The following is a 19,917-nucleotide window of genomic DNA, read 5'->3' as shown; positions in this document are numbered from 1 at the left end:
GGGCCGACTACGGAGCGGGCACCGGCTTGCGTTTGACCGGCAGGCGCAGGCTCAGCTGGGTGCCGTGCCCGGGCCGGCTGTCGACATGGACGCTGCCGCCCAGCCGGTGGGCACGCTTCTGCTGGCTGCGCAGGCCGCGGCCTTTTTGCGCGGTCTCCAGGTCGAAGCCCTGGCCGTCATCCTCGACACGGATCTCGACCTTGTGACCCAGATCGCGGGTGGCAATGCGCACCCGCGAGGCGCGCGCATGCTTGAGCACATTGTTCAGCGCCTCCTGCAGCAGGCGCAGCACATGCAGCGCATCGGGTGGCTCCAGCCAGTCCAGCGGGGGCAGGTCTTGCACATCCCAGTCCAGCATCAGGCCGCCGGCCTGCAAGCGCTTGCCCAGGCGGTAGCGCATCGTCGCCAGCAGCGACACCAGGTCGTGGCCCACCGGCTCCAGCGAATCGATCACCAGGCGCAGATCGTCCACGCATTCGCGCAGCACCTCGACCACCTGGTCCTGCTGCATGCTGCCCTGCTCCACCGCGACCATGGCCGACAGCAGGGAGCTGCCCAGGCCATCGTGCATGTCCTGCATCAGGCGCTGGCGCTCCAGCAGCAAGGCCTGCTGGCGTTCGGACTCGCTGAGCCGCTCGTGCTGCGACTGCAGCTGCGCGCCCTGCTCGGCCAGGCGCTGGGCCAGCAGGCTGTTGGCCTGCTCGACCTGGCCCAGCGCACCGGTATAGCGCCGCTGCACCGCGTAGAGAAAGCTCGCGACGATCACCAGCGTCGCGAAAGGCATCAGATAGATATGCTCGCTCCAGCCCCAACCGGCCAGCAGACCCAGATCATGCACACCCAGGCCCAGGCCCACGGCCAGGCACAGCGCGATCAGGCGCAGTTCGCGGCTGCCCTCGCGCAAGGCCACGGCGGCGACAAAAGCCGTACCGATCGCGCCGACCACCGCATTGACCATATGCTGCAGCACCAGCGGGTCGAGCAGATCGATCCACAAAGGCATGGTCAGCACGCTGCTGAGCAGCACAAACCCTCCCAGCAGCCGCTCGAACAGCGGGAAGCGCCGGTGCGCGAAGCGCAGCGCGAACAGAAAGGTCAGGGCCATCACCCAGGACATCGAGGCATGGGTCAGCCACCAGAACCACTCGAAGCCCAGACGGGTGCGCGGCAGGTCGATGTGGTAGTGCAGATTGCGCACCAGCCAGGCCACCGAGGCCATCGCAAACAGCAGATAGGCCGGCTCCTCGCGGCGGCGCAGCCACAGGCTGAACGAGAACAGGCCCAGCACCACCAGGGTCAGGCCGGTGGCCTGCGGCACGCCGATCTGCAGCGCCCAGCGGCGCTTGTACAGCGGCTCCAGGTCCTCGCGCGCGCCCAGCCAGGCGCTGGAGACCGAGAAGAAACTGTCCTTGAGCACCGGCGTCGCGACCACGACCTCGATCACCTGGTTCTTGTGCAGCTCGGTGAAGGCACCCGGAAACACCGCCCACAGCGGCCGCACCCATTGCTCGCGCGCGCCGCTCTGGTTGTCGAACACCGGCCGCCAGCCGTCCTCGGTGCGCACCAGCACGGCCGCCGCCAGGCTGACCAGCTTGGGCATGTAGAGCGCGACGCTGGTGGGCCAGCGCCCGTCCGGCGAGGTGTAGCGCAGCCGGTACCAGCGCATCTGGTAGCGCTGGTCCTCGGCCATGCTGCCGCCGGCCTCGCGCTGGCGCACATCGGGCAGCACCACCGGCATCCAGGCGCGCGGGTCGCTGGGCGGCTGCAGATGCGGCGGCAGATTGCCGGTGCTGCCGTCCATCGTGCGCAGCGCCGCCCACCAGTCATCGAGATCGGCGCGCGACCATTGCGAGACCGCCAGCTGCGCGCCGGTGGCCTGCTCGCCGGCGCTGCGCATCCCCGCATCCGGCAGCCCGCCACGCGGCTGCGCCTGCAGCGCACCGGCACTCAACAGCGTCAGCAGCAGCAAGGAGCGCAGCCAGCGCCCGGCAAGGTGCGAGATCAAGGACAGCCCCATACGCGCGTGATTATTTTTGCTTCTGGATCTGGGTACCCAGCCTGCGGTCACACCCCCGTGCAACTGCCCTGAGTCTGCCTGCAGAACAGCGCGCTGGCTATTGCTTTGCACCCGCAGGCAAGAAAGAAAGCCCGTCGCGCGGCGAGAAGGAGGTGTCGCCGCCCGACGGGCTTTTACTCTTTGAAACAAGCGCACCCCGAAAGGCGCGCTTGATGCTCAATCGGCCTGCTTGCGCAAAAAGGCCGGGATCTCGATCTCGTCCATGCCGTTGGACGACAGGGCCTCGACCTTGGCCGCAGCCGTGCGGCCATGACGCCAGACGCTGGGCACGCTCATGCCGGCAAAGTCATTGCCGCCGCCGACCTGGCCACCGGCCTGGGGCAGCGTGACCTGCTGGTTCAGCACCGGCAGATTGTCGGTGCCGGTGCGCATCTGCACCTGCGGCTGCACCACCGACAGCGGGGCCTGCACGCGCGCCCGCGCCGAGGTCAGGCCGGTGGCGATCACGGTGACGCGCAGCTGGTCGCCCAGGCTTTCGTCATAGGCCGTGCCGTAGATGATGTGCGCATCTTCGGCGGCGTAACGCTTGATCGCGTTCATCGCATTGCGGCTCTCGGCCAGCTTGAAGGTGTTGCGGTTGGCCGCGATCAGCACCAGCACGCCGCGCGCGCCGGACAGATCGATGCCTTCCAGCAGCGGGCAGGCCACGGCCGCCTCGGCGGCCTTGGACGCGCGGTCCGGGCCGCTGGCCACCGCCGTGCCCATCATCGCCTTGCCGGGCTCGCTCATCACGGTCTTGACGTCTTCGAAGTCGACGTTGACCAGGCCGGGCATATGGATGATGTCGGAGATGCCCCCGACCGCGTTCTTCAGCACGTCGTTGGCGTGCGCGAAGGCCTGGTCCTGCGTGACATCGTCGCCCAGCACGTCGAGCAGCTTGTCGTTCAGCACGACGATCAGCGAGTCGACATTGGCCTCCAGCTCGGCCAGACCGGAGTCGGCCGCCTTGGAGCGGCGGTTGCCTTCGAATTCGAAAGGCTTGGTCACGACGCCGACGGTCAGGATGCCCATTTCCTTGGCGACGCGCGCGATCACCGGGGCTGCACCGGTGCCGGTACCACCGCCCATGCCGGCGGTGATGAACAGCATATTGGCGCCCTGGATCGAGTCGCGGATGCGCGCCTCGGCCTCTTCGGCGGCGGCGCGGCCCATCTCGGGCTTGGCACCGGCGCCCAGGCCGGAGGTACCCAGCTGCAGCAGCTGGTCGGCCTTGGAGCGGTTGAGGGCCTGCGCATCGGTATTGGCGCAGATGAACTCCACGCCCTGGACCCCTTGCGCAATCATGTGATCGACCGCGTTGCCGCCGCCACCACCCACGCCAATCACCTTGATTTGGGTGCCTTGGTCAAACTCTTCGATCATCTCGATCGCCATATCAAACCTCCTTCAGCAATTGTGCAGTTGCCAATCGTTAAAAACTACAGGGGAAGCCCCTTTTTTTGAGTCGCTGCCGTTGTTTTCCGACATTTCGACCCGCTTACGCCGTCCGGGGGCGCCACCCGTTCAGAAATTACCCAGAAACCAATCCTTGGCGCGACCAATAATGGTCTTGACCGAACCCGCCTGCTGTGCCGCTTTCAAACCCCGGGTGCGCGACATCCGCGCTTCTTCGAGCAGGCCCATCACCGTCGCCGAGCGCGGATTCGAAACCATGTCGAACAGCGCCCCGCTATAGGTCGGGTTGCCGCGGCGCACCGGTTTCAGGAATATGTCCTCGGCCAACTCGACCATGCCCGGCATCACCGCCGAGCCGCCGGTCAAAACAATGCCGGACGACAGTAACTCTTCGTATCCGCTCTCGCGAATCACCTGGTGAACCAGCGAGAAAATCTCCTCGACGCGGGGTTCAATAACCCCGGCAAGTGCTTGTTTTGACAGCATGCGGGGGGCGCGGTCGCCCAGACCGGGTACTTCGACCTGGTCCGCCGGGTCGGCCAGCAACTGCTTGGCCACCCCGTGCTCGACCTTGATTTCCTCGGCATCCTTGGTCGGCGTGCGCAGCGCCATCGCGATATCGCTGGTGATCAGGTCGCCGGCAATCGGGATCACCGCGGTATGGCGGATCGAGCCGCCGGTGAAGATCGCCACATCGGTGGTGCCGGCGCCGATATCGACCAGGGCCACGCCCAGATCGCGCTCGTCCGAGGTCAGTGCGGCCGCACTGGACGCGCTCGGATTCAAAACCAGCTGATCGACCTCCAAACCACAGCGGCGCACGCATTTGACGATGTTTTCCGCCGCGCTCTGGGCCCCGGTCACGATATGGACCTTGACCTCCAGCCGGCCGCCGCTCATACCAATAGGCTCTTTCACCTCATGGCCGTCGATGACGAATTCCTGCGGCTCGACCAGCAGCAAGCGCTGATCGTTGGGGATATTGATGGCCTTGGCGGTTTCCACCACCCGCGCCACATCGACCGGCGTGACTTCCTTGTCGCGCACGATCACCATGCCGGTCGAGTTCTGGCCGCGGATATGGCTGCCGGTAATCCCGGTGAAAACCCGCGAAATCTTGCAGTCGGCCATCATCTCGGCCTCTTTCAAGGCCTGCTGGATCGATTGCACGGTCGCGTCGATATTGACGACGACACCGCGTTTCAGACCATGCGAGGGCGCCACGCCGAGGCCGGCAATGCGCAGCTCGCCATTGCCCAGCACCTCGGCCACCACCGCCATGATCTTGGCGGTGCCGATATCCAAACCAACGACTAAATCCTTGTATTCCTTGGCCATATGCCCCTCAGCGTATGTTTTCTTGTCTCAACGTTTCTTGGCCGCGCCCGTCGCCGGGCCCGGGCTCGTCGATATTCCTTGCAGCCGCACCGCATACCCGTCGTGGTGGCGCAGATCGGCGCTCAGCACGGCGGTCTGGTAGCGCGAGCTGATCTGGGTGATGCTGGCGGCAAACTGGCCGAAGCGCGCCAGCACCTCGGCCTCGCTGCCGCGGCCCAATTCCACCACCGCCCCTTTTTCCAGCGTCAGGCGCCAGGAGCCGCGGCCAGACAGGTCCAGGCGCCGGGCCGACTCGCCCAGCTTCTGGCTCAGCGCATTGAGCTGCTGCCACATGGCCAGCATCGCCGCCGAACTGCCATCCGGGCCCGCCAGCACCGGCAGGTCCTCATCTTCCACATCGCCCAGATTGGCCTCGAAGACCTCGCCAAAGCTGTTCACCAGGGCCCGCTCGACGCTGGCCTCGCTCTGCGCATCGGCACCCTCGGGCTTGGCTTCCCAGTAGGCCGCCGGCCGGTGCTCCTCCAGCCGCACCCGCAGCCGGTTCGGCCAGACCCGTTGCACCACCGCCGTGCGCACCCAGGGCACGGCCTGGAAGGCGCTGCCGGCCTGCTGCAGATTCAGGGTCAGGAAGGTGCCCGAGACATGGGGCATCGCATTGGCGCGCAGCGAGGCCACGCTATTGCGCGTCACATCGCCCTCGACCTGGATATGCCGGATGCCGAAGATCGGCAGCCGCGCCAGCTGGTGCAGGGCCAGCGCCAGACCCGCCAGCACCAGACCGGCCAGCAGCAAAGCCGACACGCCATTCATCAGGCGTATATCGGCCGGCAGCAGGGGTTGGGCGGCGGTGCTCATGGCGCTTGGGTCAGGCCCTGTCCAGCCGGGCCTGGGCCAGCAGCCACAGGCACAGCTGTTCGTAGGAGATGCCGGCAGCCTGGGCCGACTTGGGTACCAGCGAATGCGAGGTCATGCCCGGCGAGGTGTTCATCTCCAGCAGGAAGACCTTGCCGTCGCTCTTGCGCTGCATCAGGTCGGCACGGCCCCAGCCGCGGCAGCCCAGGGAGCGGTAGGCCGCCAGCACCAGCGCACGGATCTCCTGCTCCTGGACCTCGGGCAGCGTACCGATGTGGTACTGCGTGGTGTCGGTGAAGTACTTGTTCTGGTAGTCGTAATTGCCTTCGGGCGCCTCGATGCGTATGACCGGCAGGGCCTGGGCCGTATCGCCCTCGCCCAGCACCGGGCAGGTCAGCTCCCAGCCGTCGATGAACTCCTCGAACAGCAGCTCGTCGTCATAGCGGGCCGACAGTTCCACCGCGGCCTGCATCTGCGAATAGCCCATCACCTTGCTCAGGCCGATGCTGGAGCCCTCATGCGGTGCCTTGACGAACAGCGGCAGGCCCAGCTCATCAGGCACCGTGCGGATGCGCTCGCGCGTCAGCTCATGCTTTTTCAGCGTCAGCCAGCGCGGCGTCGGCAGGCCGTCGGCGCGCCACAGGCGCTTGGTGGTGATCTTGTCCATCGCGATGGCCGAGGCCATCACGCCGGAGCCGGTATAGGGGATGGCCAGCATCTCGAGTGCACCCTGCACCGTGCCGTCCTCGCCGTCGCGGCCATGCAGCGCGATAAAGCAGCGCGCGAAGCCCTCGGCCTTCAGCTCATGCAGGCCGCGCTCGGCCGGGTCGAAGGCATGGGCGTCGACGCCTTGCGAGCGCAGCGCGGCCAGCACGCCGGGGCCCGACATGGTCAGCGAGACCTCGCGCTCGGCCGAGCTGCCGCCCATCAGCACGGCCACCTTGCCCAGGCTCTTGGGATCGATGTTCAGATTCATTTCAGCAGTTCCACGGTTTGCGCCGGCACCGCGCCGATCGAGCCGGCGCCCATCACGATCACGACATCGCCGTCGCGGCTTTGCCGGGCGATGGCTTGCGGCAGCGCGCGCACATCGGCCACAAAGTCAGCGCCGGCCGCGGCCGCCAGCACCGCGCCATCGGCTCCGGCGATCACGCCCTCGCCGGCCGCATAGACCTCGGTCAGCAAGGCCGCATCGGCCTGCGCGATCACGCGTACGAAGTCGGCGAAGCAGTCGCGCGTGCGGGTGTAGCGATGGGGTTGAAACGCCAGCACCAGGCGCCGGCCCGGGAAGGCGCCGCGTGCCGCGCTCAGCACCGCCGCCATCTCGACCGGGTGGTGGCCGTAGTCGTCAATCAGCGTGAACAGGCCGCCATCGGCGGCGCGCAGCTCGCCATAGCGCTCGAAGCGCCGGCCAACGCCACCGAAGGCCGCCAGCGCCGCGGCGATGGGCGTGTCGGGCAACTCCAGCTCGGTGGCCACTGCAATCGCAGCCAAGGCGTTCAGCACATTGTGGCGGCCGGCCAGGTTCAGGATCACCGGCAGATCGGGCGCGCCCTCGCGCTGCACGGTGAAGCGCATCTGGCCGCCGTCCAGCGCCTGCACATCGACCGCACGCACCGCATTGTCGGCACCGAAGCCGTAGCGAACTACCGGACGCGACAGCATCGGCAGTATCGAGCGCACGCCCTCGTCATCGCCGCAGACCACGGCCGCGCCATAGAAGGGCATGCGGTGCAGGAACTCGACAAAGGCCAGCTTCAGCTTCGCGAAGTCGTGGCCATAGGTGTCCATATGGTCGGCATCGATATTGGTGACGACGGCCAGCGTGGGCAGCAGATGCAGGAAGGAGGCATCGCTCTCGTCGGCCTCGACGACGATGTAGTCGCCCCGACCCAGCTGCGCGTTGGCGCCGGCGCTCATCAGCTTGCCGCCGATCACATAGCTGGGGTCGACACCGGCGGCGCTCAGCACCGCCGTGACCAGCGAGGTGGTCGTGGTCTTGCCATGGGTGCCGGCGATCGCGATGCCCTGCTGGCGGCGCATCAGTTCGGCCAGCATCACCGCGCGGTGCACCACCGGCACGCCGGCGGCGCGGGCGGCGATCACCTCGGGGTTGTCGGCCTTGACCGCGGTCGAGGTCACCAGGGCCTGGGCGCCGTCGATATGGGCGGCGGCGTGGCCGATATGGACCTGCACGCCCATGGCGGCGAGGCGCTGCAGCATCGCGCCATCGCTCTGGTCCGAGCCCGAGACCCGGTAGCCCAGCTGATGCAGCAGCTCGGCGATCGCGCCCATGCCGGCACCGCCGATGCCGACGAAATGAATGTGCTTCAACGCGTGCTTCATGCCGCCACCATCTGTTCGATCTCATCGGCCACGCGGCTGGCCGCACGCGGCCGCGCCAGCAAGCGCGCCTTCTCGGCCATCGCGACCAGGGCCTCGCGCTCCATGCCCTGCAGCAGCGCATGCAGCTGCTGCGGGTTCAGCTCTTCCTGCGGCAGATGGATGGCAGCGCCATGCTGGGCCATGAAGCGGGCGTTGTCGCGCTGGTGCGAGGTCGTCGCCACGACCAGCGGCACCAGCAGCGCCGGCACGCCGGCCGCGCACAGCTCGCTGACCGTCACCGCGCCGGCGCGGCAGATGATCAGATCGGTCTGGGCCAGCTGGCTCGCCATATCGTCGATGAAGGGCAGCAGGGTCGCGTCGACGCCGGCCGCCTGGTAGAGCGCCTGCACGGTGCTGAAATTGGCCTGGCCGGTCTGGTGCGTGACGATGGGGCGCTGGTCCTCGGGCCACAGCGCCAGCGCCTTCGGGATGCAATCGTTGATCGCGCGCGCGCCCAGCGAGCCACCAACCACCAGCACGCGCAGCCGCCCGCTGCGGCTGGCAAAGCGCTCGGCCGGCGGCGCGATGGCCTCGATCTCGGCGCGCACCGGGTTGCCGGTGACGACGGCCTTGGGTGTCGATGCGGCGGCCGAGCCGTCGAAGCCAAAGCCGATGCGGCGGGCAAAAGGCTTCAGGCTCTGGTTGCTCAGCAGCATGGCCGCGTCGGCATTGATCAGCATCAGCGGCTTGCCGCTCAGCCAGGCCATCAGCCCGCCCGGGAAGCAGACATAGCCACCCATGCCCAGCACCGCATCGGCGCTGCGCGTGACAAACACCTGACGCGATTGCACAAAGGCCTGGACCAGCTTGAACAGGCCCTTGACCGTGTGCATCAGGCCCTTGCCGCGCAGACCCGAGAAAGCCAGCCGGTCCAGCGGGATGCCGGTGGGCGGCACCAGCTGGTTTTCCATGCCGCTCTCGGTGCCGACCCAGCTGACGCTCCAGCCGCGGCGCGCCATCTCGTCGGCGACGGCCAGGCCCGGGATGATGTGGCCACCGGTGCCGGCAGCCATGATGACCAGGTGCTTGGTGCTCATGCGCGGCCTCCACGCATCAGCTGACGATTCTCTAGATCGATTCTCAGGACGATGGCCAGGGCCACGCAGTTCATCAGGATCGCCGAGCCGCCGAAGCTCATCAGCGGCAAGGTCAGGCCCTTGGTCGGCAAGGCGCCGAGGTTCACGCCCATATTGATGAAGGCCTGGCCGCCCATCCAGATGCCTATGCCCTGGGCATAGAGGCCGGCGAACACGCGGTCCAGCGCGATCGCCTGGCGGCCGATGTGAAAGAGCCGGCGCGACATCCAGAAGAAGGCGGTGATCACGACGATCACGCCGGCCAGGCCCAGCTCCTCGCCGATCACAGCCAGCAGGAAGTCGGTATGGGCCTCGGGCAGGTAGTGCAGCTTCTCGACGCTGGAGCCCAGGCCCTGGCCGAACAGCTCGCCGCGGCCGAAGGCGATCAGTGAATGGGTCAGCTGATAGGCCTTGCCCTGGGCGTACTTCTCGTTCCAGGGATCGAGATAGGCAAAGATGCGCTCGCGGCGGAACTCGCTGAAGGTGATCATCAGCACAAAGGCACCGACCAGCACCGCGACGATCAGGAAGAACATGCGGCCATTGACGCCGCCCAGGAACAGGATGCCCATCGCGATCGCGGCGATCACCATGAAGGCACCCATGTCCGGCTCGGCCAGCAGCAGCACGCCGACCACGCCCAGCGCCACCACCATGGGCCAGACGGCGCGGAAGAAGTTCTCCTTCACATCCATCTTGCGCACCATATAGCTGGCCGCATACATGGCCATCGCCAGCTTGCCCAGCTCGGAAGGCTGGAAGTTCATCAGCCCCAGCGGCAGCCAGCGGCGTGCGCCGTTGACGCCCTTGCCGACGCCCGGGATCAGCACCGCAATCAGCAGCACCAGGGCCGCGACGAACAGCCAGGGCGCGGCGCGCTCCCAGCTGGCCACCGGCACCTGCACCACCACCAGGGCCGCCAGCAGGCCCAGCGTGATCGCCACCACATGGCGCACCAGGAAGTGGGTCGGCAGATAGCGGCTGAACTTGGGGTTGTCGGGCAGCGCGATCGAGGCCGAGTACACCATCAGCAGGCCCAGCGCCAGCAGGCACACCACGACCCAGGCCAGGGTCGTATCGAAGCCGGCCAGCTTGGTCGGCTGGCCCGAGGACACGCTGACCCAATCGCGCACCGGCACCTCGCCGCCCTTGCTGCCGTTATCGCGCCGGATCAGGCCCAGCAGGCGTTCGCGCCAGTTCTGCAGCACGGCGTTCATAGCGACAGCCCCTCATCCTGGGCCAGGGCCTGTACCGCGGCGACAAAGACCTCGGCGCGGTGACCATAGTTGCGGAACATATCGAGGCTGGCGCAGGCCGGGCTCAGGAGCACGCTGTCGCCACTGCGGGCCTGGGCCAGGCACCAGGCGGTGGCGGCCTCCAGCGTCTCATGCGCCTGCATGGTCACGCCGCTGTGCTCCAGCGCGGCTGCGATCTGCGGGCCGTCGCGGCCGATCAGGGCCACGGCGCGCGCGTGGCGGGCCACCGGCTCGCGCAGCGGGCCGAAGTCCTGGCCCTTGCCATCGCCGCCGAGGATCACGAGCAGTTGGGCCGGCGCACGGTCCGCGCCGAGGCCGGTGATGGCCGCGACGGTGGCGCCGACATTGGTGCCCTTGGAATCGTCATAGAAGTCCACACCCTTGATCGCGCCGACATGCTGGACCCGGTGCGGCTCGCCGCGGTACTCGCGCAGCCCATGCAGCATGGGCGCCAGCGGGCAACCGGCCGCGCTGGCCAGGGCGAGCGCGGCCAGCGCATTGGCGGCGTTGTGGCGGCCGCGCACGCGCAGCGCATCGGCCGGCATCAGGCGCTGGATCAGCAGCTCCTCTTCGTCCTCGCCCTTTTTCTTCTTGATCGTCTCGTCGGCTTCGCGGGCGCGCACCAGCCAGCTCATGCCGGCCTCCTGCACCAGGCCGAAATCGCCCGGATGGCGCGGCGCGTCAAGACCGAAGCGCACCACCTTGCGCGCGACCAGCTTGGCCGGCCGGCCACGTCCCTGCTGAACCCTGACCGGCGCCGGCACCATGGCCTCGACCAGCGCATCGTCGCGGTTGATCACCATCACCGTCGGGCTGTCGATCTCGGTGCCGAAGATGCGGGCCTTGGCGCGACCGTAGGCGGCCATATCGCCATGCCAGTCCAGATGGTCCTGGGTCAGGTTCAGCACCGTCGCGGCGGTGGGCTCGAAGCCCTGCACGGTGTCGAGCTGGAAGCTGGACAGCTCCAGCACCCAGACCTCGGGCAGATGCGCAAAGACGGCCGGCTTGGGCGGCGGCGGCTTGATCGGCAGCGGGGCCTCATCGAGCATCGCATCGATGCTCTCCAGCACCGTCTGTTCGGCCGCCACCGGTGCTTCAAGTGCGTCCGGTGCATCCGAGCTGTCATCAGCAACCGTCCCGGGCGGCAGCACGGGCTCGGCGGCCGGCTCCAGATCCAGCGCCGCGCCCAGGGTGGTCAGCATGCTGGGGCCGATATTGCCGGCCATCACGACACGACGGCCGCAGCGCTCGACCAGCTGCGCGCACATGCTGGTGGTCGTGGTCTTGCCATTGGTGCCGGTGATGGCCAGCACGGCCGGCTCGTAGCGGCGCTCGGCCTTCAGGTCGGCCAGCGCGCGGGCAAACAGGTCCAGCTCGCCCTGCACCGGCACGCCGGTGCCCTGCGCCAGAGTCAGCAGCGGCAACAGCCGCGCATCCAGCGGCGACAGGCCCGGGCTCTTCAGCACGAGCTGCACGCCGCTCAGCGCGGACTCGGGCAGCTCGCCATGGATGAACTCGATCTCGGGCAGCTGCTCGCGCAGCGCCGCCAGCTGCGGCGGGGCCTCGCGCGAATCCCAGACCCGCGCGTCGCCGCCACAGCGCCGGACCCAGGCAGCCATCGCCAGGCCGGAGTCCCCCAGCCCCAACACCAGCACCTTGAGTCCTTGAAGATGTTTCATGCCGAGATCACCGCAGTTTCAGGCTGGCCAGGCCGATCAGGCACAGCAGCATCGTGATGATCCAGAAGCGCACGACCACCTGGGTCTCCTTCCAGCCCGACTTCTCGAAATGGTGGTGCAGCGGCGCCATCTTGAAGATGCGCCGGCCGGTGCCGAATTTCTTCTTCGTGTACTTGAACCAGCTGACCTGCAGCATCACCGACAGCACCTCGGCGACGAACACGCCGCCCATGATGCCCAGCACGATTTCCTGGCGCGTGATCACGGCCAGCGTGCCCAGCGCGCCGCCCAGCGACAGCGCGCCGACATCGCCCATGAAGACCTGGGCCGGGTGGGTGTTGAACCACAGGAAGGCAAGACCCGCCCCCGCCATCGCGGCGCAGAAGATCAGGAGCTCGCCGGCGCCCGGGATATAGGGCAGCAGCAGGTACTTCGAGTAGATGGTCGAGCCGGTCAGGTAGGCGAACAGGCCCAGTGCCGAGCCCACCAGCACCACCGGCATGATGGCCAGGCCGTCCAGGCCATCGGTGAAGTTCACCGCATTGCTGGTGCCGACGATGACAAAGTAGGACAGACCGATGAAGCCGAACACGCCCAGCGGGTAGCTGACCGTCTTGAAGAAGGGCACGATCAGATCGGCCTTGGGCGGCAGCTCGGTCGAGAAGCCGCTTTGCACCCAGCGGGCGAACAGCTCGATCACGCCCAGGATCGAGGTCTCGGAGACGCTGAAGGCCAGGTAGAGGGCCGCCACCAGGCCGATCAGCGACTGCCAGAAGAACTTCTCACGGCTGCGCATGCCCTCGGGGTTTTTGTCGACCACCTTGCGCCAGTCGTCGACCCAGCCCACCGCGCCAAAGCCCATGGTCACCAGCATCACGACCCAGACGAAACGGTTGCTCCAGTCGAACCACAACAGGGTCGAGACACCGATGCCTATCAGTATCAGCACGCCGCCCATGGTCGGTGTGCCGCTCTTGACCAGGTGCTGCTGCACGCCGTACTCGCGGATCGGCTGGCCGATCTTCATCTCGGTCAGCCGGCGTATCACCCAGGGGCCGAAGGCCAGGCCGATCAGCAAGGCCGTCATCGCCGCCATCACCGCGCGGAAGGTCAGGTACTGGAACACGCGCAGGAAACCCAGGTCCGGGTACAGGCCCTGCAGCCATAGGGCCAGACTAAGCAGCATGGTTCGCGCCCTCCTGATCCTGTGCCAGCAAGGCGGCGACGACTCTTTCCATCTGCATGAAACGTGAACCCTTGACGAGAATGTTCTTGACCCGCGGCGCTTCGGCCAGCGCCGCGATCAGCGCCTCGGTCGTGTCGAAATGGCGGGCGCCGCCGCCATAGGCGCCGCCCGCGTCGGCACAGGCGCTGCCGGCTGCCCAGAAGGCGGCCACGCCGCGCTCGGCCGCATAGGCGCCGACCTCGCGATGGAACTCCGGCCCCTGGCTGCCGACCTCGCCCATATCGCCGAGGATCAGCCAGGACGCGCCCGGCAGATCGGCCAGCACATCGATGGCGGCGCGCACGCTGTCGGGATTGGCGTTGTAGCTGTCGTCGATCAGCGTGACGCGCTGACCCTGGCGGCTCAGGCTCTTCAGCTGCGAGCGGCCCTTGACCGGCTCGAAACTCTCGAGGCCGCGGACGATGGCGGCCAGCGGCGCGCCAGCGGCCAGCGCGGCGGCGGCGGCGGCCAAGGCATTGCGGACGTTGTGCAGACCGGCCACGCGCAGCGCCACCGGCGCATCACCGGCCGGCGTGTGCAGCTCCAGCGCCCAGTGGCCGGCGCCCTGCGTCTCGCTGCCCTGTATCCAGGAGGCACGGCCCGTCACATCGGCCTGCCCTTGCAACGCGAAGCTGAGCACCGCGCGCTGGCCGGCCAGCGCATGCCAGATCGGCGCGCAGGCATCCTCGGCCGGAAACACCGCAACGCCGGCCGCGCCCAGGGCCTCGATCGCCGCGCCGTTCTCGCGCGCGGCCGCCTCGACCGTCTGCAGAAACTCCTGGTGCTCGCGCTGCGCATTGGTCACCAGGGCCACCGTCGGCCGGGCCATCGCCGCCAGCGGAGCGATCTCGCCGGGGTGGTTCATGCCCAGCTCGACCACGGCGGCGCGGTGCCAGACGGCATCGTCCTGGCGCAGCCGCAAAAGCGTCAGCGGCACGCCGATATCGTTGTTGTAATTGCCCTCGGTGGCCAGCGAGGCCGGGCCCAGCCAGGCCCGCAGGATGCTGGCGACCATCTGCGTCACCGTGGTCTTGCCATTGCTGCCGGTCACCGCGATCAGCGGCAGATGGCAGTGGCCGCGCCAGGCGGTGGCCAGCAGGCCCAGCGCCTGCTTGGCATCGGGTACCTCGATGCCGGACAGGCAGGCCTCGGCCACGCCGCGCTCGGCGATCACCGCCACCGCGCCGCTGGCCGCGGCCTGCGGCAGGAAATCGTGCGCATCGAAGCGCTCGCCGCGCAGCGCGACGAACAGATCACCGGCGCGCAGCGTGCGGGTGTCGCTGTGCACGCGGGCGATCTCGATCTGGCCGTCGCCGATCAGCCGCGCCTGCGGCAGCGCCGCCTGCAGCAGATGGTGGGCCTGGGCCAATGTCATCAGGGCTGCGCTCATGGCTGTTCTCCGGTCCAGCGGGCCTGCGCTTGCTGCGCCTCGGCCACATCGGAGAAGGGCTGGCGCGCACCGGCGATCTCCTGGTAGTCCTCATGGCCCTTGCCGGCGATCAGCACGACATCGCGCGCATCGGCTTGGCCAATCGCCGCCGCAATGGCCGCGCGCCGGTCCTCGACGACCTGGTGTGCCACGCCGCTCAAGCCCTCGGCAATCTGGGCCAGGATCTGTGCCGGCGGCTCCTTGCGCGGGTTGTCGCTGGTCAGCACGACCGCATCGGCCAGGCGGCCGGCGATCGCCCCCATCAAGGGGCGCTTGCCGGGATCGCGGTTACCACCGCAGCCGAACACCGCGACGAGCCGGCCGCCGCGGGCCGCCGCCAGCGGGCGCAGCGCCGACAGCGCCTTGTCCAGCGCATCGGGCGTGTGGGCATAGTCGACCACCGCCTGCGGCCGGCCCAGTCCGTCGCCGACCCGCTGCATGCGGCCCGGCACCGGGCTGATCTGGGGCACGGCGCCGACGATATCGGCCAGATCCAGGCCCAGCGCCCGCAGGCTGGCGATCACGGCGAGCAGATTGGCCACGTTGTAGTCGCCGATCAGGCCGGTCTGCACCGTCAGCACCTGCGGGCCTTCATGCAGCTCGAAGGCCAGGCCGCCATCGCGGTAATGCAGACCATGGGCCGACAGGCGCGCCGGGCCATTGACCGCATAGGTCCAGACATCGAGCTTGTTGGTGAGCGCAGCGGCCAGCTCGCCGCCCTTGGGGTCGTCCAGATTGAGCACGGCGGCGCGCAGACCCGGCCAGTCGAACAGCGCCCGCTTGGCTTCCCAATAGGCGGCCATCGAGCCGTGGTAGTCCAGATGGTCCTGGGTGAAATTGGTGAACAGCGCCACCGCGATGCGCGTGCCGGCCAGACGCTGCTCATTGAGCCCGATCGACGAGGCCTCGATCGCGCAGGCCGCAAAGCCGGCATCCAGCATGCGGCGAAATCCTGCCTGCAGCTGCACCGGGTCCGGCGTTGTCAATCCGGTGTTGACGATATGGCCCGGTGCTGCGCCCAGCGGCGGCTCGCCGATACCCAAGGTGCCGACCACGCCGCAGCGCCGGCCCAGGGCGCCCAGGATCTGGGCCACCCACCAGGCGGTCGAGGTCTTGCCATTGGTGCCGGTGCTGGCGATCACCTGCAGGCCGGCCTCGCTGGGATGCTCGAAGTACTCGGCCGCGATACGGCCGGTGCAGGCCTTCAGCCCCGGCAGCGCGGCGACGCGGGCGTCATTGAAATCAAAGGCCTCGACACCCTCGGCCTCGACCAGGCAGGTCGCCGCGCCGGCGGCCAGCGCCGCACGCACATGGGCGCGGCCGTCCTGCGCATAGCCGGGCCAGGCGATGAAGGCATCGCCGGGCGCCACCAGCCGGCTGTCGCTGCGCAGCTGACCGGTGGTCCACTCGCGCAGCCAGCGGGCCGCGGCCTCGGGGGATTTGAGTCGGGTGATGGGCATGATCAAAAACTCTCGTCCACGGCCAGTTCGTGCTTGGCCATGATTTGCGGTTTGACCTCCAGGTCGGGCGGCACATTCAGCAGCCGCAGGCTTTGCGCCACCACCTGGCTGAACACCGGACCGGCCACACGGCCGCCGAAATAGACACCGGTGCTGGGCTCGTCCAGCATCACCGCGACGACGATACGGGGCTTGGAGATCGGCGCGATGCCGACAAACCAGGAGCGGTACTTGTTGGTATAGCCCTTGCCTTCCTGCTTGTGCGCGGTGCCCGACTTGCCACCGACGCTGTAGCCGCTGACCTGGGCCATCGGCGCGGTGCCGCCGGGCGCGGCCGCCAGCTGCAGCATCTCGCGCACCTGCTGCGCGGTCTTGGGCGAGAACACCTTGATGCCGTGGGCCACCTCCCCCTCGGGCTGTTTGACCATCGTGACCGGCATCACCTCGCCATCGCGCGCGAACACGGTGTAGGCGCGCGCCAGCTGGAACAGCGAGGCCGACAGGCCGTAGCCATAGCTCATCGTCGCCTGCTCGATCGGGCGCCAGCTCTTGTAGGGCCGCAGCTTGCCGGTCACCGCGCCGGGGAAGGCCAGCTGCGGGCGCTGGCCCAGGCCGATGGCGGTGAACATCTCGTGCATCTCGCGCGCCGGCATCTGCATGGCCATCTTGACTGTGCCGATATTGCTGGACTTCTGGATCACGCCGGCCACCGTCAGATCGCCGTAGACATGGGCATCGGTCGGCGACCAGCCGCTGATATTGACGCTGCGCGGTGCGACATTGATGATGGTGTCGGGCCGTACCCGGCCGCTCTCCAGCGCCAGCGCGGCGATGAAGGGCTTCATCGTCGAGCCGGGCTCGAAGATATCGGTCAGCGCGCGGTTGCGCAGCTGGGCGCCGCTGAGGTTCTTGCGATCGCCCGGGTTGTAGCTGGGGTAGTTGGCCAGCGCCAGCACCTCGCCGGTCTGCACATCCAGCACCACCACCGAGCCGGCCTTGGCCTTGTGCTCGGCCACCGCATCGCGCACCCGCTGGTAGGCGAAAAACTGCACCTTGGAGTCGACCGACAGATCGATGTCGCGGCCATTGACGGCCGGCAGACTCTCGCCGATGTCCTCGACAACACGACCCAGCCGGTCACGCACCACCGAGCGCGAGCCGTCGCGACCCTGCAGGTCCTTCTGGAAGGCCAGCTCGATGCCCTCCTGGCCGCGCTCCTCGATATTGGTGAAGCCCACCACATGGGCGGCGGCCTCGCCTTCCGGATACTTGCGCTTGTACTCGCGGTCCTGGAACACGCCCTTCAACGCCAGCGCCTTGATCTGGGCTGCGGTGTCGTCATCGGCCTGGCGCTTGAGCCAGACGAAGCGGGTGGTCGGGTCAAGCTTCTTCTCCAGCTCCTTGGCACTGATGCCGAGGATCTTGGCCAGCGCACGGCGCTTGGCCGGGTCGGCGTCGACCTCCTTGGGGATCGCCCAGACCGAGGGCACGGCGACGCTGGTGGCCAGCACTTGGCCCTTGCGGTCGACGATGCGCCCGCGGCTGGCCGGCAGCTCCATCGTGTGGGCATAGCGGGCCTCGCCCTGGCGCTGATAGAAGTCGGCCGCGATGAACTGCACATAGACGGCCCGGCCCAGCAGGCCGACAAAGCCCAGCCCGACCAGGGCGACCAGAAAGCGCGAACGCCAGGGCGGCGTCTTCGAGGCCAGCAGCGGGCTGCTGGAATAGCTGACGCTGCGGGTATTGAGCGCGCGCGCGCCGGCGCCACGGCCCGCTTCGGGGCGCCACCAACTCATCGCTGCACCCCCGAGGCGGCAGCACGGCCGCCCTCGACCACCTGGGTCAGCGCCGGCGTGATGGTCTGCATGCGCAGGCGCTCGCGGGCCACCTGCTCGACACGCAGATTGGTCGCCTGCGCGTGGCGCTCGGCCTGCAGGCGCTGGCTGTCGGTCTCCAGGCGCCGGGCCTCGGCCTGCGAGCGGTCCAGCGCGGTGAACAGGCGGCGCGAGTCATAGGCGCTGCGCACCAGCAGCATGCCGCTGACCAGCACGGCAACGAGCAGCAGCAGGTTCAGCCGGCTCATCGCTTGCCGCCCTTGTGGCGGTGGTGCTCGGCGGGCAGCGGCGCCTCGGTGCGTTCGGCCACGCGCAGGATGGCCGAGCGCGAACGCGGGTTGGCGCGCACCTCGGTCTCGCTGGGCTTGATGCGCCCCAGCGCCGCCAGCGCCAGCGCCTGCGGCTCGGCAAAGGGCGCGCGGCGGTCGAACACTTCCTTGCTGTGCGCCGTGATGAAATTCTTGACGATGCGGTCTTCCAGCGAATGGAAGCTGATCACCGCCAGCCGGCCACCGGGGGCCAGCAGGCGCAGCGCCGCATTCAGCCCTTGCTCGAGCTCTTCAAGCTCGGCGTTGACGTGAATCCGAAGCGCTTGAAATGTGCGCGTTGCAGGGTCCTGGCCCGGCTCGCGGGTTTTGACCGCGCCAGCCACGACCTTGGAAAGCTCGTCGGTGCTTCGAACAGCACTCCCGCTTTCCCGGCGAGCAACAAGCGCCTTTGCAATCTGTGAAGCAAACCGTTCTTCCCCATAGTTGCGTATGACCTCCGCAATCTGGCGCTCATCGGCGCGGGCCAGGAAATCCGCGGCACTTTCGCCGCGGGTGGTGTCCATGCGCATGTCCAGCGGTCCGCTGAAGCGGAAGCTGAAACCGCGCTCGGGGTTGTCGATCTGCGGGCTGGAAACCCCCAGATCCAAAAGAATGCCCTGCACCTGTTCGATGCCCAGCGCCGCGAGCTGCGCCCGCATTTCGGCAAAGGCCGAGTGACAGATGGAAAAACGCGGGTCATCGACCCGCGTCTCGCCCGAGGTGGCGGCCGCAATGGCCTCGAGATCGCGATCGATCGCGATCAGCCGCCCGCCCTCCCCAAGCCTGGACAGCAGCAGGCGCGAGTGGCCGCCGCGGCCATAGGTGCCGTCGACATAGATGCCATCGGGCGCGGTCAGCACCGCATCGACGGTCTCGTGCAGCAGCACCGTGGTGTGGGAGAACTCGGGGGTGGCGGTGTCCATTAGAAGCTGAAGTCCTTGAGGGCGTCCGGCAGTTCGGACTGCATCACCTGCGCCTCATGGGCCGCATAGGCCTGGGCATCCCAGAGTTCAAAATGGCTGCCCATGCCCAGCAGCATCACGTCTTTCTGCAGGCCGGCGGCCGCGCGCAGCTCCGGCGAGATCAGCACGCGGGCCGCGCCATCGATCTCGACATCCTGGGCATTGCCGAGGAACACGCGCTTCCAGCCCGAGGCCGACATCGGCAGCGCCGCGATGCGGTCGCGGAAGTTTTCCCAGGCCGGGCGCGGGAACACCATCAGACAACCTTCCGGATGCTTGGTGACGGTCAGCTGGCCGGCGCACAGCGCCTGCAGGACCTCGCGGTGGCGTGTCGGGACGGCCAAACGCCCCTTGGCATCCATTGCCAAGGCGCTCGCCCCTTGAAACACAAAATTCGCCACAGCGACCCACTAAATTGCACTTTTCACCACTTTACTCACCGAGTCGCCATCGGTCAAGGTGAAACTCGATGTTTTCCCAATGAAATCAAGCACTTACATTCTGTTGTTCGAGCTTTCGGCCAGGCAAAATTCGTTCAAAAAGAAGGACTTGCATAGGGCACTGCAAGTGGAGGATGAACTTGAAATGAAGATGAAACAGGCGACGCCGGCATGCTGAGCCCAGCCCCTCCCGGGGCTGG

Annotated in this window: 16 protein-coding genes; all 16 read right to left on the bottom strand. The window is 67.9% G+C overall.

Annotation, left to right across the window (positions count from 1 at the left end):
* Positions 1–7: 7 nt before the first annotated feature.
* Complete coding sequence (locus ABGI63_RS12270) at positions 8–2,017, bottom strand: sensor histidine kinase (RefSeq protein WP_349742677.1); 2,010 nt, start codon at positions 2,015–2,017, stop codon at positions 8–10.
* Positions 2,018–2,233: 216 nt separating this feature from the next.
* Positions 2,234–3,451 (bottom strand): cell division protein FtsZ, encoded by a 1,218-nt coding sequence (gene ftsZ / locus ABGI63_RS12265; protein WP_137941607.1) that lies wholly within the window; start codon positions 3,449–3,451, stop codon positions 2,234–2,236.
* Between the two features lie 129 nt (positions 3,452–3,580).
* Complete coding sequence (ftsA, locus tag ABGI63_RS12260; RefSeq protein WP_137941606.1) at positions 3,581–4,810, bottom strand: cell division protein FtsA; 1,230 nt, start codon at positions 4,808–4,810, stop codon at positions 3,581–3,583.
* 27 nt (positions 4,811–4,837) lie between these two features.
* Positions 4,838–5,665 carry a cell division protein FtsQ/DivIB gene (locus ABGI63_RS12255; RefSeq protein WP_349742676.1) on the bottom strand — a complete coding sequence of 276 codons (828 nt, stop codon included), beginning with the start codon at positions 5,663–5,665 and terminating at the stop codon, positions 4,838–4,840.
* A gap of 10 nt (positions 5,666–5,675) precedes the next feature.
* On the bottom strand, positions 5,676–6,638 hold the full coding sequence (locus tag ABGI63_RS12250) for a D-alanine--D-alanine ligase (RefSeq protein ID WP_349742675.1): 963 nt from the start codon (positions 6,636–6,638) through the stop codon (positions 5,676–5,678).
* A complete protein-coding gene (murC, locus tag ABGI63_RS12245) occupies positions 6,635–8,008 on the bottom strand; it encodes a UDP-N-acetylmuramate--L-alanine ligase (RefSeq protein ID WP_349742674.1) in 1,374 nt (457 codons plus the stop codon). Before murC ends, ABGI63_RS12250 begins: the two co-directional genes overlap by 4 nt.
* Positions 8,005–9,084, bottom strand: a complete 1,080-nt coding sequence (gene murG, locus ABGI63_RS12240; protein ID WP_349742673.1) for an undecaprenyldiphospho-muramoylpentapeptide beta-N-acetylglucosaminyltransferase — start codon at positions 9,082–9,084, stop codon at positions 8,005–8,007. Before murG ends, murC begins: the two co-directional genes overlap by 4 nt.
* Entirely contained in the window at positions 9,081–10,340 is a 1,260-nt protein-coding gene (ftsW, locus tag ABGI63_RS12235) for a putative lipid II flippase FtsW (RefSeq protein WP_349742672.1), read from the bottom strand. Before ftsW ends, murG begins: the two co-directional genes overlap by 4 nt.
* Complete coding sequence (murD, locus tag ABGI63_RS12230) at positions 10,337–12,058, bottom strand: UDP-N-acetylmuramoyl-L-alanine--D-glutamate ligase (protein ID WP_349742671.1); 1,722 nt, start codon at positions 12,056–12,058, stop codon at positions 10,337–10,339. The genes ftsW and murD overlap by 4 nt, the downstream gene beginning before the upstream one ends.
* A 7-nt stretch (positions 12,059–12,065) precedes the next feature.
* Positions 12,066–13,244: a phospho-N-acetylmuramoyl-pentapeptide-transferase gene (gene mraY, locus ABGI63_RS12225; RefSeq protein WP_349742670.1), complete on the bottom strand. Its 1,179-nt coding sequence runs from the start codon at positions 13,242–13,244 to the stop codon at positions 12,066–12,068.
* On the bottom strand, positions 13,234–14,673 hold the full coding sequence (locus ABGI63_RS12220) for a UDP-N-acetylmuramoyl-tripeptide--D-alanyl-D-alanine ligase (protein WP_349742669.1): 1,440 nt from the start codon (positions 14,671–14,673) through the stop codon (positions 13,234–13,236). The genes mraY and ABGI63_RS12220 overlap by 11 nt, the downstream gene beginning before the upstream one ends.
* Positions 14,670–16,172, bottom strand: a complete 1,503-nt coding sequence (locus ABGI63_RS12215; RefSeq protein ID WP_349742668.1) for a UDP-N-acetylmuramoyl-L-alanyl-D-glutamate--2,6-diaminopimelate ligase — start codon at positions 16,170–16,172, stop codon at positions 14,670–14,672. The genes ABGI63_RS12220 and ABGI63_RS12215 overlap by 4 nt, the downstream gene beginning before the upstream one ends.
* Before the next feature lie 2 nt (positions 16,173–16,174).
* Positions 16,175–17,968 (bottom strand): peptidoglycan D,D-transpeptidase FtsI family protein, encoded by a 1,794-nt coding sequence (locus ABGI63_RS12210; RefSeq protein WP_349742667.1) that lies wholly within the window; start codon positions 17,966–17,968, stop codon positions 16,175–16,177.
* Complete coding sequence (gene ftsL / locus ABGI63_RS12205; RefSeq protein ID WP_349742666.1) at positions 17,965–18,255, bottom strand: cell division protein FtsL; 291 nt, start codon at positions 18,253–18,255, stop codon at positions 17,965–17,967. Before ftsL ends, ABGI63_RS12210 begins: the two co-directional genes overlap by 4 nt.
* A complete protein-coding gene (gene rsmH / locus ABGI63_RS12200; RefSeq protein WP_349742665.1) occupies positions 18,252–19,238 on the bottom strand; it encodes a 16S rRNA (cytosine(1402)-N(4))-methyltransferase RsmH in 987 nt (328 codons plus the stop codon). The genes ftsL and rsmH overlap by 4 nt, the downstream gene beginning before the upstream one ends.
* Positions 19,238–19,666 (bottom strand): division/cell wall cluster transcriptional repressor MraZ, encoded by a 429-nt coding sequence (mraZ, locus tag ABGI63_RS12195; RefSeq protein WP_349742664.1) that lies wholly within the window; start codon positions 19,664–19,666, stop codon positions 19,238–19,240. Before mraZ ends, rsmH begins: the two co-directional genes overlap by 1 nt.
* Positions 19,667–19,917 lie beyond the last annotated feature (251 nt).

The organism is Roseateles cavernae (assembly GCF_040187885.1).
Taxonomy (GTDB): domain Bacteria; phylum Pseudomonadota; class Gammaproteobacteria; order Burkholderiales; family Burkholderiaceae_C; genus Roseateles_E; species Roseateles_E cavernae.
The sequence above is the reverse complement of the archived record's forward strand: the minus strand, read 5'-3'. Positions and strand labels throughout refer to the sequence as shown.